We start from the raw sequence: 16350 nt of genomic DNA, 5'->3' as shown, positions 1-16350 counted from the left end.
TGGAAGGCGGCTCACGGTTGCCTTTTTGTTATTTTGGGATTAATCTATAGTAGGATTTATATGGAAAACTTGCGGGTTGTAACAATTTCATCTCAATACATAACCTGAATGAGAGGGTGGATAGCATCTATGACTGACATCACTTTTGATAAGCCCAAATCTTACTCAATTGTCCTTTTTATTTTGTGGTTTAATTTTTTAGTTAGTGTTCTGTTTTTGTTGTTAGGGACATCGGTTCTGATCCCCTATCAGCAAGAAATATGGGCAGTTTTTCGCGAGGGATGGGTATACGGTGCTTTTGGCATATCATTTGAGCAATATCAAGCTGAGTTTGCTTATTACTTCGTTTTGTTGATTGCTCCTGTTCTTATTGCAATAGGGACGCTTTATGCTTCTCGAAAATCGTCGATTGCCCTGATCTTCCTACTTGCACTTTTATTTATCACGTCTGTTGGAAGAGGATCGGAAGTTTTTGTCATGATCGATTTCGTATCCGTTGCCTGTGCAGCAAGCAGATCGTCAAGACAGTACATTCGCAGTGTAAGGTTGAGAGGGGTAGCAGATGATTGCAAGGGTATGATATACTGACCCTTACAACTTCATCAAATCCGTACGAATTCGTACGGGAGAGGTTCGCAATCTCCCTCTATAAAAAACTAAGGCCACAGCTCTGGACGGGTGAAATTTTACTTGGATCCATGCTGTATATTTGTTGACGTTTAGTTTAAGGAGATGTGCGATGCGCATCTCCTTTTTTGCGTTTACATAGCAGGTCTGCCTTTCACCGATTGAGGGAAACGAAAGGATGAGACAATCAAGATGAAACAAGACAAAGCGGTCGTCGTCTTTAGCGGCGGTCAAGACAGCACCACCTGCTTATGGTGGGCATTGAAGCAATTTAAAGAAGTTGAGGCTATTTCATTCGACTATGGCCAAAGGCATCATACGGAGCTGGAGTATGCAAGTCGCATCGCAGAGGAGTTGAATATTCCACATCGTATTTTGGATATGTCCCTGCTTAATCAGCTGGCCCCAAATGCACTTACACGCAGTGATATGGCAATTGAACATGAAGATGGGGAACTGCCGAATACATTTGTAGATGGGAGAAACTTGCTCTTTATTTCCTTTGCAGCGGTCTATGCGAAGCAATTAGGCGCTAAGCATCTAATTGTAGGTGTTTGCGAAACAGACTTTAGCGGTTATCCAGACTGTCGAGATGTATTTATTAAGTCATTAAACGTAACGCTCAATTTATCGATGGATACGAACTTTGTTATTCATACGCCGCTCATGTGGCTTGATAAGGCGCAAACATGGCGTATGGCAGATGAGTTGGGGGCGCTTGACTTCATCCGCGAAAAGACGGTTACGTGCTATGAAGGATTGGCTGGGGATGGCTGTGGAGAGTGTCCAGCGTGCAAATTGCGTCGAGCTGGCTTGGAAGCTTATTTGAATGAGCGGGGCCAGGAGCAAGAATGTACGATAAAGCCGCAGGGCCAAGAGAGCGCTGCAACTACAGCGGAATCAGTGGAGGCGGGTCGATGAAACAGCCAGGGGCATTTCATATTGTTGATCAACTTCAGCGCTACGGTGTAGATATTGAGGAGCATCAGTTGCGTTACAAGCAGAAGCGGGTCATGGTCAGCAAGGCATTTACCTTTGATGCTGCACATCATTTGCATGCTTACGAGGGCAAGTGCAAAAATCTGCATGGCCATACGTATAAAGTCGAATTTGGTATTAGCAGCATGATTAATGACATTGGTCTGGCGCTTGATTTCGGCGACATTAAACATATATGGAAAGAGCGGATCGAACCTTATCTGGATCACCGCTATTTAAATGAAACGCTGCCGCCTATGAATACGACCGCAGAAAATATGGTGATTTGGCTGTTTGAGCAGATAGATGCTGCATTAGCCGTAGAGCCATACAAGAGCAGTTGTATAGGAGGCAGAACAGAATTTGTGCGTTTGTATGAAACCCCGACGAGCTATGCGGAAGCTAGACGGGAGTGGATGATGGAATGAGTGTGCTAGAACGGGAGCTGCGAGATAGGGAGAAGCAGAAGGTACGCCTCCCTGTACTTGAGATATTCGGTCCTACCGTACAGGGGGAAGGCCTGCTTGTTGGACAAAAGACGATGTTTGTGCGAACAGCAGGCTGTGATTATCGTTGTTCTTGGTGCGATTCTGCATTTACGTGGGACGGGAGCGCCAAAAATGAGATACAGATGCTCACAGCAGAACAAGTATGGGAGCAATTACAGCAGCTAGCTGCTGACCGATTTTCGCATGTGACGATATCTGGTGGCAATCCAGCATTGTTGCCGCAGCTTGGTGAGCTTGTCGGCCTTCTGCAACAGCGAGGAATCCGCACGGCTGTCGAGACGCAGGGCTCCAAGTGGCAGCCTTGGCTTGCGGAGATAGACGATGTAACGGTGTCACCGAAACCGCCTAGTTCAGGTATGGAAACGAATTGGGAACTGCTCGATGAAGTCATGGATCATTTATCCGATGCTGAGCGAACGGCGGTATGCTTGAAAGTTGTCGTATTCAATGAGGAGGACATTTGTTATGCCATCGCTGTTCATGAGCGCTACCCAGCCGTACCATTCGTCCTGCAAACGGGTAACGACGCTGTGCAGGCTGATGGTGATATGGCGTTAGTAGAAAGCTTGCTGCGGCGTTATGAATGGCTTATCGAGCAGGTATCAGCAGAATCGAGGCTGAATGATGCTAGAGTATTGCCCCAACTGCATACACTTGTATGGGGCAATAAGCGCGGGGTATAGGTTTACAGGTGGTCTGTAATTTCAAAGCAATATTTCCGATAAATAAAGGAGTATGAATTATCATGACAATGGCAGGACGTACGGAAGCTGAGCTTCCATTAACTCACTTGGGTCAACATACAACTTATAAGTCGACTTATGCACCAGAGGTGCTAGAATCATTCCCAAATAAACACCCATATCGGGACTACTTCATCAAGTTCAACTGTCCGGAGTTCACCAGCTTATGTCCTATTACAGGACAGCCGGATTTTGCGACCATTTACATTAGCTACATTGCGGATGAGCGCTGTGTAGAGAGCAAGTCGTTAAAATTGTATTTGTTTAGTTTCCGCAACCAAGGTGATTTCCATGAAGACTGTGTCAATATTATTATGAATGACTTAATTAAGCTCATGGATCCACGGTATATAGAAGTATGGGGCAAGTTTACACCACGTGGAGGCATTTCTATAGATCCTTACTGCAACTATGGTAAGCCCGGAACGAAGTATGAACAGATGGCCGAGCAGCGTTTGATGCAGCATGATCTATATCCTGAAAAGGTCGATAATCGATAGTGTAGTATCGTTCAACTTATATAGCTGCAGCTTTTGGTATGAGATAGACAAACAGTTCTATTTCCGCTCCCCTCCTTCATAGGTTAGTAAAGAGAAGGAGGGGTACATGCCATGTTAGAACCGAACAAGGCTGGCAAGCGGCAAGAAATTAAGATGATGAATCGAAAAGTATTAGAAATAAGTGGCGTTAGTAATGTCGAAAGCTTTGATAGTGAGGAGTTTCTGCTGGAGACCGACAGCGGATTCTTGACGATTAAGGGTCATAATCTTCATATTAAGAATTTGAGCTTGGAACAAGGCCTTGTAGCGATCGAAGGCGTGGTCAACTCCCTGACCTATTTGGATGCGAATCAAACGGATAAATCAAAAGGCTTTTTTGGGAAGTTATTTAAGTGAGCCTCTCTCTACATAACCAGTGGATAACGATGCTATTTATGTTCATTAGCGGGATTACACTTGGCATCGCCTATGATGCTATTCGTGTTGTTGCAGGACAACTTCGCTTTCCTCGATGGACACTGCCCGTTATGGACATCCTATACTGGATAGTGGCGACTTGGTTCGTCTTTCATATGCTCGTTAAGGGCAATCAGGGAGAATTTCGGTTCTATGTCATACTTGGGCTGGCTGTTGGTGGATGGGCTTATGTCGTTTTGTTTAGCCGAATGACGGTTGTTGTTGTAAACTGGCTTGTCCAAACAATTAAAGTAATCGTGCGAATGATACAAAAATTGCTATATATTACGGTCTTTCTCCCCTTGAAAGGGGTCTTGTTTTTCATATATTATATATTCCGTATATTGGTAAAGGCGGCTACTTTCCTCGGAAAAGTTATGCTAAAATGTATTCAGCCCTTATGGTGGCTCCTGCAATGGTTATTGCGCCCGCTTGTAGAGCCGGTATGGCGTCGCCTTGGTATGACTGAGCGACTGATTCGTCTTAAGCAATATGGGGGAAGAAAGGTAAGAGCTGCTTCACAATTGTGCAGACGAGCAACAACATGGTGTGCAAAATGCTGGAATCGATTGCGCAACTGGCCTAACCGGAACAACCAAGCTTGAAAGGGGGACAACCTATGCGAGACTACCGGAAAGATAATAAAAGCAGCCGTTCAACACCACGAATGACATCGAACAGATCCAATACGGGGGCACCTTCTGGTGTGCATAAGACAGTGAAGCGCCGTCTTCAACTGTGGCTGTTGTTCATGGTCGTGTTCTTGGGTTGGGCAGGGTATACGTATGTCAGTCAGGTTTTCCAATTGGAGGATATGCAGAAAGAGTATGCCCAGAATGAGGTTGAGAAAAAGAAAGCAGAACAGATTCGCAATGATCTTCAACATGAAGTGAATCGACTAGATGATCCAGAGTATTTACTTGATATCGCACGCAGCAAAGGTATGACTTTGCCAGATGAGCGATTAATCCGTACTGAAGAAGAATAGGCTCACAATCAGGACATGCGTCAGTTGACCAAACTTGCGCCATTACAGTATAATCACGACATAAGCTGTACTTTGCATATGATATACAGATCTCTTTGTTCAGATGAATTTACAGTGAGCGGAGGTTCTGGTTATTCAGAGCAATGTATCGTTTAACATTTTAAGGGAGGAACGTTTTATTCTATGACAATTGAAGTGGGCACCAAGTTAGAAGGCAAAGTGACAGGCATTACGCATTTCGGAGCGTTCGTTGATCTGTCGGGAGGTGTCACGGGACTGGTTCACATCTCTGAGATTGCCGATAACTACGTCAAGGACGTCAATGACCATCTGAAGATCGACGATGTCGTTATGGTCAAAGTTATTAACGTCGATAAGGACGGTAAGATCGGTTTGTCTATTAAGCAAGCGGTCGATAAACCTGCATCTGAACAGCAGCAGCAACGACCACCAAGAGGTCCACGTATGGATCGTCCAAGTGGCGGCGGCGGCAGAGAAGGCGGAGGAAGACCAGGAGGATTTGGGAATCGGGATCGGGGAGGACGTAGACCGTCATATAACACCCCTTCTTTTGAGGATAAAATGTCACGTTTCCTTAAAGACAGCGAAGAGCGCATTTCATCGCTCAAGAAGAACACAGAAGGCAAACGCGGTGGCCGTGGCGCTCGCCGAGTGTAGTTCGGTTTAGCTTACCGCATTCCATATATAACACACAGAACCGCTGAGGGATTATGCCCTCAGCGGTTTTTTCTTATTTTTTCGCTTGTTCTTCTGCGAACGACAGTTGTAACAGGACTTTACATGAATAACCAAAAATATGTGATGCGCCCTATCGTGGGGCACTTTATAGGGAAACCTCCCGTCTACATGTAAAAGTAACGACAAGTAGAGCGGTGACAAAATGTCACAACACTACTTTTGTCGCCCTGCTCGCTCTTTGCGACAGCTTCTCCCTTGATAATTTGCAAGATAGGGGCGTTTTACTGTTCAAGGGTGAAGCGAATTGCGACAAACAGTCAGCGCCTTCATAAGGCATCGTGTATTGGGTGAGGGCTATAATCCCTTGACGCATCTATAATCGACGGCCGCGCGCAAGCGGCTCAGTACGTGTCGGAAACTTTTTGGAATATAGGATCATGTTCTGACAAACGTTTCCTATTTGTCTATCTATAATAAGAGACACAAATTAAGAGATTAGGTGGTGCATCGAACATGAGCAAGACGAAAGTGATTCCTTTTCCAGTTAATAGATTGAATGAGGCATTCCAGCAGCATGCTACTACATTGGAAGCCGGGGCTAACCGTTGGCGTTATGAACGGTTCAAGCAATTGATCGGCACACGCAAATGGACCATTATCATTCTATGTGTTGGGTTTTTACTAGGAAGGGCTGTCATTTTAGAAGACTTGTTCCCGTTTGCTTCTGCCTTCTTTGCGGTTATGTATTTTACTAGACCAGAAATGGCGATATGGAGCGGGACAGCTGTGCTGGCGGGCAGCTTGTTCGCTTCAGAACCGACGACTGTCATGATCGCGATGCAGCTTCTCGTTATTGTACTTTTGCAGCGTGGCTTAAAGGCCTATGAGAAATCTGAATTGAACTATGCACCGTTTATGGTGTTCGGTGCTAACTTATTGGTTCACTTGTTTATGACGTTTGTTGTGGATCGCTTCACCTGGTATGGGTTTACGATGGATGTTACAGATGCAATGCTCGGTTTTATGCTTACGCTTGTATTTGTTCAAGCGCTTCCTGTCCTCACGCTATCTAAGCGTAACTACACCCTTCGTATAGACGAGGTTATCTGCCTGATGATTTTACTCGCCTCATTAATGACAGGAGCTGTGGGCTGGATTATACAAGGGCTCCAAGTTGACCACGTGTTATCCCGTTACCTCGTCATGCTCTTTGCCTTTGTTGGTGGAGCACCATTGGGCGCATCTGTCGGCGTTGTATTAGGGCTTATTTTGAGTCTAGCCGCACCAGGTTCAATGATGCAGATGAGCTTACTGGCATTTGCCGGCTTGTTAGCTGGTTTAATGAGAGAAGGCCGGCGCTGGGCAGTCGCGTTCGGCATGCTTCTAGGGACTGCCATCTTGTCCGTTTATTTAGGCCCAGCCAATGGGGCACTTACTTCAACTTGGGAAACGATCGCTGCCGCCGCCCTATTCCTGCTTACTCCGCGTGGATTAACCCTTACCCTAGCGAAATATATCCCTGGGACACAGGAACATCTTAAGTCCCAACATGAATATGCCAAAAGAGTCCGAGATATGACTGCTGAACGTGTCATGCAGTTCTCTGAGTTATTCCAGCAGTTATCCAAAAGCTTCAATCAGCTGACGGGATATGGAGAAATGCGCCGTAAGGAGGAGGAATACAATTCGTTCATCGCGGCTGCATGCGATAAGACATGCAGTGGCTGCCCGCGTCAAAATGCTTGCTGGAGCAGTAAGTATTTGCAAACCGTAACATGGATGAATGAAATGCTGCATGCCGTGGAGGAGGATCCGGATTTCCGTGAAAGGCAAATTCCGAAACGATGGAAAGATGCTTGCCCGAAAACAGGACAAGTGCTGCACGTCATGAAGGATCAAGTGGAGCGCTATCGATCCGATCAAGTGTGGCGCAAGCAAATTCAAGACAGCCGTACGTTCGTGTCTGAGCAGTTAGCAGGCGTGTCCAAAGTGATGGATGATCTTGCGCAAGAGATACAGCGGGAAGGGCGAGAAATGTTTATGCAGGAGGAACAGATCCGGCATGCGATGGAGGAGTTAGGCCTGTCTGTACATCATGTAGATATTCTATCGCTTGATAGGGGCCATGTGGAAATTGAAATGGTACATTCATTCACGGAAGGATATGATGAATGCCGTAAATTAATTGCGCCTTTATTATCGGATATTTTGGGTGAACAAATATCGGTTCGAGATGAGCGATCGACTACCGTGGAAGGAGAAGGACTTGTTACATTTGTATCAGCAAAATCATTCGAAGTAGCTGTGGGTGTAGCAGCAGCAGCCAAAGGGGGAGGAATATTGTCTGGAGACAGCCATCATGCTGTTGAACTCGGTGGAGGGAAATATGCAGTCGCCTTGAGTGATGGGATGGGAAATGGGGAGAGAGCCCAATTAGAGAGTAGTACGGCCTTAACCGTGTTGTCTCAGTTGCTGCAGTCTGGTATGGATGAGAAGCTAGCCATTCAATCCGTGAACTCGATTCTAATGGTGCGTTCACCAGAGGAGGTATATGCTACGGTAGATCTTGCTGTCATCGATCTATATTCTGCACAAACTACCTTAATGAAAAGCGGTTCTATACCAAGCTTTGTGAAGAGTGGAGGAGATGTTCATGCGGTGGCGATCGGCAATTTGCCGCTCGGTATTTTACAAGATATAGATGTAGAAGCTATGCACATGACATTGAAGCCAGGAGATCTGCTCATTATGATGTCAGATGGTGTATATGATGCCCCGGGCCCGGCTCTGAATAAAGATATTTGGCTGAAACGGCTTATTGCCGAGCTGGAGACGGATGATCCACAGCAAATTGCGGATGTATTGCTGGATACCGTTGTTCGATTTTCAAAAGGACAAATTATTGATGATATGACCGTAGTTGTCGCGCGGCTAGACCGTCATATACCGCAATGGGCGACGCTGCAATGGACAGGAGGGGAAAAACAGTTTGAACGACCGCTTACAGTAAGCTAGATATTTTAGACCAAACGAAAAATGGCTGCAAAAATGAATAGAATTGAGGTGAAATTGCTAGAGAAATTAGTAAGATACTCATTCAATAGTATGTCTAAATGCGATAAACATGAGGTGATATAAGGTTAAAGCTCTCTCTAATCGGCAACACTAGTAGCGTAATAGAAGCTAGTAACTATCGATAGGAGGGCAATACCTATGTTGAAACAAATACTACTTATTACGGATGGATGTTCGAACGTTGGCATACAGCCAGCAGTAGCTGCGGCTCAAGCACGTGAGGCTGGCATGACTGTAAATGTAGTGGGGATTGTGGACGATGGTACCATTGGCGAATATGGAGCGGCTGAAATAGAAGAGATTGCTAGAATGGGAGGCGGTGTCAGTCGAATTGTGCACCAGAAAGATCTGTCCTATACGATTCAGCAGATGACTCGTAAGACGGTTGTCCAAACGATTCATCAAGTTGTTAATCATGAACTGAAGCATATTTTGGGGAAGCAGGAGGGGGGAACGACTGTTGAAGCTTTGCCGCCTTCGCAACGAGCAGAGGTGGTTCGAGTTATGGATGAAATGAGCGAGCAATCCTCTTTAAGAGTTGCTCTGCTTATTGATGCAAGTGCAAGTATGAAACCTAAACTTCCATCTGTGGAAGAGGCAATACGTGATTTGATGCTTAGTTTGCAGGCACGACAGGGCAAGAGTGAGATTGCAGTATTTCATTTTCCAGGTAATCATAGTGATGAGCCGGCTAAATTGGATGTCGAATGGGCGAGTGATTTGAGTAAAATGAAACGACTGTTGCACCGAATTCCGATGCGAGGGACGACGCCAACTGGGCCTGCCCTCTTGCATGTGCTGGACTATTGCCAATATGATAGTAAATATATTCATAGTGAACAATACGGCGACATACCTGCTCGCCAACATGAACATGGAACGGACGGGGTATGGAGTGACTACGTCTTATAATCGAAGTGATAGACAACTTCAAATGAAGCAGCTGCGCAATGATAAGCTTGGCGCAGGGGCTGTCATTACAGGGATATGGAATAAACGAAGCTATCGTGTTGAGCGATGTCTTGGACAGGGCTCTAATGGAGTCGTCTATCTTGTCGCGGCGTTAGCTGAGGATGACACCGTTAAGACGGGGAGTACGCGCTATGCGTTGAAGCTGGGGGCTGATACGATCGAGTTTCAGTCGGAGATCAATGTTATACGTGCTTTAGAGCAAGGACTAAAAGAGGGGTTGAATCGTCATCGAAGCAACCCCCAATTACCGTATTTCATTGAAGCAGATGACTGGGAGACGGGTATCGGCAGGCGTCCTTTTTATGTGATGCGGTACGTATCAGGGCAATCGGTGCAGTCATTTGTAAGCAGTCGAGGCTCTGACTGGTTCGGGCCCTTGTGTGGTCAAGTGCTGGAACGACTTGTGACGCTTCATGAGCAAGGTTTTATATTTGGAGATTTGAAGCTGGAGCATATTAAGGTTAAGCCAAATGGCGAGGTAGATCTGATCGATTACGGCGGGCTTACTCAGCTGGGGAAAAGTGTTAAGCAATTTACGGAATGGTACGATCGCGGATTCTGGAATGCAGGCTCCCGAGCTGCTGATGTCGGGTATGATCTGTTTTCATTTGCCGTGATGACGATTCATTTATGTCAGGACAGCGCATTTAAGCGGGTAATGAAGGGGTCTCTCCCACAGACTCGTCAAGTGGAAGAGCTGCTTCATATCATTGACTCGAACACTGTGCTTGCCCCCTATCGAGAATGGTACTATAGGGCCTTGTCAGGCAAATTCAATGATTCAAGAAGGGCTTTTCAAGAATGGCAGCGAATAACAAGGCAAGTAGGGCGAACCATACCGCGTAGACCTATACCTACCCCAAGCTGGTTGAAATGGTCATTCGGCGTCTCCCTTCTTTTGTTGTTAATTAGTATCGGATATTGGGCTTGGCATGAACGTTGGCTACAAGATCTGCTGATGTCATGAGTATTTAATTTGTAAATGGATGAATAAACCATGTTAGTATTGGTTAATAGGCTGGAGGACCAACAATGACAGCGAGTAAGGCAAATCACACGACGGAATGGGAGCATTGGCTTGAGGAACGGGCACAATTGCTACAGCAGCAATGCTTATGGAAGCAAGGAGATAGCGTGGTGCTGGCTGTATCTGGGGGTCCTGATTCAATGCTGATGATGCATATGTTTGCCGCCCTACGTCAACATGCAGAGATTGCCCCAAGGCATGTCATTGTCGCTCATGTTCATCACGGGTTTCGTGGAGAAGAATCGGATGAAGAAGCCGAGCTTGTCTGTAGAGAGGCACAGTTACTCGGACTTCCCTGTGAGGTTGCAAGGGTAGATGCACCTTCTTATGCAACAGAACAAAAGATGAATGCCCAGGCAGCAGCACGAGAGCTGCGTTATACATATTTGTGTCAAATGGCAGAAAAGCACGGAGCTTCCTACATAGCTTTAGCTCACCATGCGGACGATCAGGCGGAAACCGTACTGATGCGTTTGCTGCGCGGGGCAGGAGCGGGCGGTTTGTCGGGTATGTCTTGGAGGCGGGCAGATGACACGCAAGGAAACAGCACTTCTTCTAGTAATAAACATATACTCAATTACATAAGACCTCTTCTCGATTTGCGCAAAAAGGACATCATCCAATTATGCGCACAGGAACAAATTAAATATGCTGAAGATAGCAGCAATGAGAAGCGTACTTATTTGCGCAATCGGTTAAGGATGGACATTATGCCGCTGCTTGAACAGGAGAACCCACAAGCTGTACAATCCATTTGTCGAATTGCAGATACGCTTCGTGCTGATCATGATTGGATGGAGCAAGAAGCAAATGCATGGTATAACAGCTTTGTTGAGAAGTGGGATGCAGAAGCAGGAGTACATATTTCGAGTGTCGGGAATCGTATTTCGAGTGTTGAGGTATATCGAACGCTCTATGAAGCGGGATGTATCGTGGCAAGAGAGGACTTTTTGAAGCTACATGTCGCTTTACAACGCAGATTGATTAAACTAATATTAACTTATCTTTATAAAGTAGCGGATCCGATCGATTATGACACCATTGAGCGCGTTCGACTAGCAACGCTGCGTGACGTACCTTCCACTTGGAAGACGGATATAGGTCAAGGCATGGAATGCCGACGCGAATATGGCCAACTGCTCTGGCTACGACCATTTCCCCGCATGGAACAGTTGAATGCGGAACATACCATAACTTTGCTGCGTCCTAATGAAGCAGGTTATACGGTTATTCCCTTTCACGCCTCGACTCTTCATTGGCGTATTACATCGCGGAAATTAAGCAGCTCAGCAGCACTTGGGATATATGATGCAGCATTCGATGCAGATGCATTGGAATGGCCACTCCACATACGCACAAGGCAGTCTGGTGACCGGATGCGGATTCAAGGACTAAATGGAAGCAAAAAGGTGCAAGATATGTTCGTCGATGCTAAAGTTCCTGCATCACTACGTGAGGTTTATCCGATCGTAACGGATCGTAATGGAACGGTACTTTGGGTGCCGGGCATACGTCGCTCTGATCAGGCACTGGTGCAGGTTCATACCGACACATTGCTTTATTTGTCTTTGGAGCCTAACATTTAGGTAATGTGCTTGGCGGATTCCCGTTATCTTGTATGCAGCGCGGCAGATGCCTGCTTGCTGGTTATATGGGTCTATTTCTAATTTTTGTATCGTCTATCGATGTGAATGGCGTATCAAGGCGGAATGGACTACATAAGTATTAGTATTCACTCTAGGAGGGGCCCATCATTGCATAACGACATTGAGAAAGTTGTAATAAGTGAAGAAGAAATTCAGGCGCGAGTGAAAGAGCTGGGCGAACAGCTGACTCGCGACTATGCTGGCAAGAAGCCGCTAGTTATTTGTATACTTAAAGGTGCATTTATCTTTATGGCGGATCTAGTTAAGCGCATTGAAGTTCCAATGGAAATGGACTTCATGGCTGTTTCCAGCTATGGCGCATCCACAGAGTCTTCTGGAGTCGTTCGTATTTTGAAGGACTTGGATGTATCTGTCGAAGGTCGAGATGTACTTATTGTGGAAGACATTATTGATACAGGGCTTACATTGAGCTATCTAATCAATATTCTTGAAGGACGCAGCGCAGCATCTATTAAAGTGGTCACGTTGTTTGATAAGCCTGCAAGACGTTCAGCGAACATGGAAGCCGACTATAAAGGCTTCGTACTTCCTGATGAGTTTATCGTAGGCTATGGTCTTGATTATGCCGAAGAATATCGCAACCTCCCTTACATTGGTGTTTTGAAGCCGCACGTCTATAGTAAATAATCAGGAGCATGTCACTCATATTTGCTTTTGCATCGAGTTGTGATGGCGAGACATGCTATGATACAATAATTTCGTGTCTTTGAGAGGAGGTAGGGGATGAGTCGCTTCATCAAGAACTCTGGTTTTTATCTAATTATTTTTCTGGTTGTAGTGGGGATCGCCCAGTTTTTAGGTAGTGGGAAAGAAGCCGCTCACAACCCAAGATACGACCAGTTCCGTAAAGAACTAGCAGCCGGTAATATAGAAGAACTTAAAGTTCAATATGAAGGTCGATCCAACCTAGTCATCGGTAAATATAAGAACATTCCTAAAGATGCCCCTGCAGGGACTAAGTCCAAGGAATTCGTTACTTACATACCGGATACTGATTCGGCTGTAGAAGAGATTACTAAAGCTACTGATACGCAGAAGGATCTTAAGGTTGATTGGGTGAAGATGAAGGAGCCTAGCATCTGGTTAACGCTCTTAACTTCCTTCCTTCCGTTAATTATTATGTTCATCCTGTTCTTCTTCTTGTTCAATCAAGCCCAAGGTGGCGGCGGCAAGGTTATGAACTTCGGTAAGAGCCGTGCTCGCTTGTACAATGAAGAGAAGAAGAAAGTTACGTTTGAGGACGTAGCTGGTGCAGATGAAGAGAAGCAGGAGCTTGTTGAGGTAGTTGAGTTCCTTAAAGACCCTCGCAAGTTCGCGGCGCTTGGAGCCCGTATTCCAAAAGGTGTCCTGTTGAACGGTCCTCCGGGAACAGGTAAGACGCTTCTTGCACGCGCGGTAGCAGGTGAAGCAGGTGTGCCATTCTTCAGCATCTCTGGTTCTGACTTCGTCGAAATGTTCGTCGGTGTCGGTGCATCCCGTGTAAGGGATTTGTTCGAGAATGCAAAGAAGAATGCACCATGTATTATCTTTATTGATGAGATTGACGCAGTTGGTCGCCAGCGTGGAGCTGGAGTCGGCGGTGGTCATGATGAGCGTGAACAGACGCTTAACCAATTGCTTGTTGAGATGGATGGATTCGGTGCTAATGAAGGTATTATTATCGTGGCAGCAACGAACCGCCCTGATATTTTGGACCCAGCCTTGCTTCGTCCGGGACGTTTTGACCGTCAAATTACGGTAGATCGCCCAGATGTTAAAGGTCGTGAATCCGTGTTGCTTGTACATGCACGAAACAAGCCACTGGCTAAGGACGTCAACTTGAACACAATCGCGAAGCGGACAACTGGATTCACAGGTGCAGACCTTGAGAATTTGTTGAATGAAGCAGCGCTTCTAGCCGCTCGCAAGAACCATAAAGAAATTATCATGCAAGACGTGGATGAGGCGATTGACCGCGTCATCGTCGGCACTGAGAAGCGCAGCCGCATGATCAGTGATCGTGAGAAGCGAATTGTCGCTTATCACGAAGCAGGTCATACGATTATTGGCTACTTCTTGGAGCATGCTGATATGGTTCACAAAGTTACGATTATTCCACGCGGTAAAGCAGGCGGATACGTCATCATGCTTCCGAAAGAAGATCGTATGCTCGTAACGAAGCAGGAATTGTTGGATAAAGTAACAGGACTCCTCGGTGGTCGTGTTGCTGAGGAAATCTTTATTGGTGAGATTGGCACTGGAGCATATAGTGACTTCCAGCAAGCTACTCGTATCGTACGCAGTATGATTATGGAATACGGTATGAGCGATAAGCTTGGTCCGATGCAGTTCGGTACACGTCAAGGCGAAGTGTTCCTCGGTCGTGATCTTGGACACGAGCAGAACTATTCGGATACAATTGCTTATCAAATCGACCAAGAGATGCAAAATATGATTAACTCTTGCTACGATATTGCAAGAAACCTGCTTAAGAAGCACGAGCGTGAAGTTCATCTTATCGCACAGACGCTTCTTGAGAAGGAGACGCTTGATTTCGAACAGATTAAAGAACTTATCGACACTGGTAAGTTGGCTGATTCGGAAACAGCATCTAACGGTCCATCCGTGACACTGAGCAAGAAGGAAACAACGGTTATAGCTGAAGATAACGCTGAGCAAGCTCCAACTTCTGTGGAGCAGCCAACAGAATCTAAGGCAGAACCGCATGTGGATATTCTTCCTCCAACGGATAAGACTCGTACAAGTGATGTGAAGATTAATCTAGTTGGTAAGCCTGACAATGAGGTAGAGCCAGCAGGTAATCTTGAACCAACAACTACGAATGATTCTTCAACTCCTGATGTGGAGAAGAAGGATGAAGATAAGTAACAGTGGCTTAATCTGCTGTTTATCCTGATAAGAGCACACCCTGCGGGGCGTGCTCTTATTTTTATATATGTTCAATTTAGAAAAAATTAGTTTTCGGCGCATCAGGGCGGCTGACGTTGATTAAGCGCGATTTATCAGGGTATTAGATGTTGCATAAGCTGTATTTGTGAATTGACACACGTACTACCGTTGTGTAAATTAAGTGTTAATGACAAGGCCAAGGAGTGGGTCTACTTGCAATTGGAAGCATTGGCACTAGCACGCAAAGAAGAGCAGAATCGCGAGCTGCGCGAGCGGCTTGAGCAGTTGAAGAAAGAAAGAAACGCTATTATTTTAGCTCATTATTATCAACGAGATGAGATTCAAGAAGTGGCAGATTTTCGAGGAGATTCTTTTTTATTGGCTCAAAAAGCTGCACAGACAGATGCGGAAGTGATTGTATTTTGTGGTGTTCATTTCATGGGGGAGAGCGCCAAAATACTGGCACCGAATAAAACGGTCATTATTCCTGACGAACGTGCCGGCTGTCCAATGGCAGATATGGTCCATGTTGATGGTCTTCGCAAGTTGAAGGCTCAGCATCCGAATGCTAAGGTAGTTACGTATATTAATTCATCTGCTGATATAAAGGCGGAGACAGATATATGCTGCACTTCATCCAATGCGGTGAAAGTCATCGAATCGTTGGATGCGGAAGAAATTATTTGGGTACCTGACAAGAATCTAGGTCATTATGTACAGCAGAAGACAGGTCGAGAAATGATTATTTGGGAAGGATATTGCAATACACACGACATGCTTACAGTCAAAGATGTTGTGGAAATGAAAGCGCAGTATCCGAACGCCCAATTCGTTGTTCATCCAGAGTGCCGCCCTGAAGTGGTTGCGATGGGTGACTTTGTAGGTAGTACGACAGCTATTCTTGAATATTGTAGAGATTCAGATTGTACAGAGTTTATTGTGGGTACCGAGGACGGAACCGGATATCAGCTTCGTAAAGACAGTCCGCATAAGGCATTCCACTTTGCTACGAAATATTTGGTATGTCCGAATATGAAAGTAAACAATTTAAAGAAGCTAGTGAAGTGTTTGGAGAACATGTCGCCGCAGATTTATGTGCCGCCGCATGTTGCTGAGCAAGCACGGCTATCATTGGAGCGCATGTTACAGGTAAAGTAGCATGCGCTACTCTTCTGTTCAAGCCTATCGTATGTTAGTGGAGGTATAAAATAGAAGGAGTG

Annotated in this window: 15 protein-coding genes, 1 pseudogene and 1 riboswitch; all 16 genes and pseudogenes read left to right on the top strand. The window is 45.7% G+C overall.

The window, feature by feature from the left end; all coding sequences use genetic code 11:
• Nucleotides 1-129 precede the first annotated feature (129 nt).
• The 16 genes and pseudogenes from NQ117_RS23270 to nadA all read left to right on the top strand — a co-directional run bounded on the left by NQ117_RS23270 (nucleotide 130) and on the right by nadA (nucleotide 16288).
• On the top strand, nucleotides 130-588 hold the full coding sequence (locus NQ117_RS23270) for a hypothetical protein (RefSeq protein ID WP_258280402.1): 459 nt from the start codon (nucleotides 130-132) through the stop codon (nucleotides 586-588).
• Between the two features lie 34 nt (nucleotides 589-622).
• Nucleotides 623-666, top strand: a riboswitch (PreQ1 riboswitch).
• A 153-nt stretch (nucleotides 667-819) separates the two neighbouring features.
• Nucleotides 820-1464: pseudogene (gene queC, locus NQ117_RS23265) on the top strand (7-cyano-7-deazaguanine synthase QueC); the annotation flags it as partial.
• Between the two features lie 80 nt (nucleotides 1465-1544).
• Complete coding sequence (gene queD / locus NQ117_RS23260; RefSeq protein WP_258280401.1) at nucleotides 1545-2033, top strand: 6-carboxytetrahydropterin synthase QueD; 489 nt, start codon at nucleotides 1545-1547, stop codon at nucleotides 2031-2033.
• Complete coding sequence (gene queE, locus NQ117_RS23255) at nucleotides 2030-2797, top strand: 7-carboxy-7-deazaguanine synthase QueE (protein WP_258280400.1); 768 nt, start codon at nucleotides 2030-2032, stop codon at nucleotides 2795-2797. The genes queD and queE overlap by 4 nt, the downstream gene beginning before the upstream one ends.
• Nucleotides 2798-2865: 68 nt before the next feature.
• Nucleotides 2866-3357: a preQ(1) synthase gene (queF, locus tag NQ117_RS23250; protein ID WP_192026949.1), complete on the top strand. Its 492-nt coding sequence runs from the start codon at nucleotides 2866-2868 to the stop codon at nucleotides 3355-3357.
• A 111-nt stretch (nucleotides 3358-3468) separates the two neighbouring features.
• Nucleotides 3469-3753 carry a sporulation protein YabP gene (gene yabP, locus NQ117_RS23245; RefSeq protein ID WP_028595190.1) on the top strand — a complete coding sequence of 95 codons (285 nt, stop codon included), beginning with the start codon at nucleotides 3469-3471 and terminating at the stop codon, nucleotides 3751-3753.
• The gene (gene yabQ / locus NQ117_RS23240) at nucleotides 3750-4418 is read left to right on the top strand and encodes a spore cortex biosynthesis protein YabQ (RefSeq protein WP_258280399.1); all 669 of its coding nucleotides are present in this window, start codon (nucleotides 3750-3752) and stop codon (nucleotides 4416-4418) included. The genes yabP and yabQ overlap by 4 nt, the downstream gene beginning before the upstream one ends.
• Nucleotides 4419-4432: 14 nt before the next feature.
• Complete coding sequence (locus tag NQ117_RS23235; protein WP_258280398.1) at nucleotides 4433-4801, top strand: FtsB family cell division protein; 369 nt, start codon at nucleotides 4433-4435, stop codon at nucleotides 4799-4801.
• Between the two features lie 183 nt (nucleotides 4802-4984).
• Nucleotides 4985-5479 carry a S1 domain-containing RNA-binding protein gene (locus NQ117_RS23230; protein WP_258280397.1) on the top strand — a complete coding sequence of 165 codons (495 nt, stop codon included), beginning with the start codon at nucleotides 4985-4987 and terminating at the stop codon, nucleotides 5477-5479.
• Between the two features lie 534 nt (nucleotides 5480-6013).
• On the top strand, nucleotides 6014-8515 hold the full coding sequence (gene spoIIE, locus NQ117_RS23225) for a stage II sporulation protein E (RefSeq protein WP_258280396.1): 2502 nt from the start codon (nucleotides 6014-6016) through the stop codon (nucleotides 8513-8515).
• 201 nt (nucleotides 8516-8716) lie between these two features.
• Nucleotides 8717-9487, top strand: a complete 771-nt coding sequence (locus tag NQ117_RS23220) for a vWA domain-containing protein (protein ID WP_258280432.1) — start codon at nucleotides 8717-8719, stop codon at nucleotides 9485-9487.
• Nucleotides 9471-10514 (top strand): protein kinase domain-containing protein, encoded by a 1044-nt coding sequence (locus tag NQ117_RS23215; protein WP_258280395.1) that lies wholly within the window; start codon nucleotides 9471-9473, stop codon nucleotides 10512-10514. Before NQ117_RS23220 ends, NQ117_RS23215 begins: the two co-directional genes overlap by 17 nt.
• 65 nt (nucleotides 10515-10579) lie before the next feature.
• Nucleotides 10580-12160 carry a tRNA lysidine(34) synthetase TilS gene (tilS, locus tag NQ117_RS23210; protein WP_258280394.1) on the top strand — a complete coding sequence of 527 codons (1581 nt, stop codon included), beginning with the start codon at nucleotides 10580-10582 and terminating at the stop codon, nucleotides 12158-12160.
• A gap of 168 nt (nucleotides 12161-12328) precedes the next feature.
• Nucleotides 12329-12868, top strand: a complete 540-nt coding sequence (hpt, locus tag NQ117_RS23205) for a hypoxanthine phosphoribosyltransferase (protein WP_258280393.1) — start codon at nucleotides 12329-12331, stop codon at nucleotides 12866-12868.
• Between the two features lie 96 nt (nucleotides 12869-12964).
• Nucleotides 12965-15109, top strand: a complete 2145-nt coding sequence (gene ftsH / locus NQ117_RS23200) for an ATP-dependent zinc metalloprotease FtsH (RefSeq protein WP_258280392.1) — start codon at nucleotides 12965-12967, stop codon at nucleotides 15107-15109.
• Between the two features lie 189 nt (nucleotides 15110-15298).
• Nucleotides 15299-16288 (top strand): quinolinate synthase NadA, encoded by a 990-nt coding sequence (gene nadA / locus NQ117_RS23195; protein ID WP_258280431.1) that lies wholly within the window; start codon nucleotides 15299-15301, stop codon nucleotides 16286-16288.
• The last annotated feature ends 62 nt before the right edge of the window (nucleotides 16289-16350 follow it).

The organism is Paenibacillus sp. SC116, from assembly GCF_024733555.1.
In the GTDB taxonomy this organism is placed as follows: Bacteria; Bacillota; Bacilli; order Paenibacillales; family Paenibacillaceae; genus Paenibacillus_B.
Note: the sequence above shows the minus strand (reverse complement) of the source record. Positions and strands in the feature narration are given on the sequence as shown.

Excerpts from the sequence above, each read along its gene's own strand:
- NQ117_RS23270 (WP_258280402.1), top strand. The coding sequence starts at position 130 with ATGACTGACATCACTTTTGATAAGCCCAAATCTTACTCAATTGTCCTT.
- queD (WP_258280401.1), top strand. The coding sequence starts at position 1,545 with ATGAAACAGCCAGGGGCATTTCATATTGTTGATCAACTTCAGCGCTAC.
- queE (WP_258280400.1), top strand. The coding sequence starts at position 2,030 with ATGAGTGTGCTAGAACGGGAGCTGCGAGATAGGGAGAAGCAGAAGGTA.
- queF (WP_192026949.1), top strand. The coding sequence starts at position 2,866 with ATGGCAGGACGTACGGAAGCTGAGCTTCCATTAACTCACTTGGGTCAA.
- yabP (WP_028595190.1), top strand. The coding sequence starts at position 3,469 with ATGTTAGAACCGAACAAGGCTGGCAAGCGGCAAGAAATTAAGATGATG.
- NQ117_RS23235 (WP_258280398.1), top strand. The coding sequence starts at position 4,433 with ATGCGAGACTACCGGAAAGATAATAAAAGCAGCCGTTCAACACCACGA.
- NQ117_RS23230 (WP_258280397.1), top strand. The coding sequence starts at position 4,985 with ATGACAATTGAAGTGGGCACCAAGTTAGAAGGCAAAGTGACAGGCATT.
- spoIIE (WP_258280396.1), top strand. The coding sequence starts at position 6,014 with ATGAGCAAGACGAAAGTGATTCCTTTTCCAGTTAATAGATTGAATGAG.
- tilS (WP_258280394.1), top strand. The coding sequence starts at position 10,580 with ATGACAGCGAGTAAGGCAAATCACACGACGGAATGGGAGCATTGGCTT.
- ftsH (WP_258280392.1), top strand. The coding sequence starts at position 12,965 with ATGAGTCGCTTCATCAAGAACTCTGGTTTTTATCTAATTATTTTTCTG.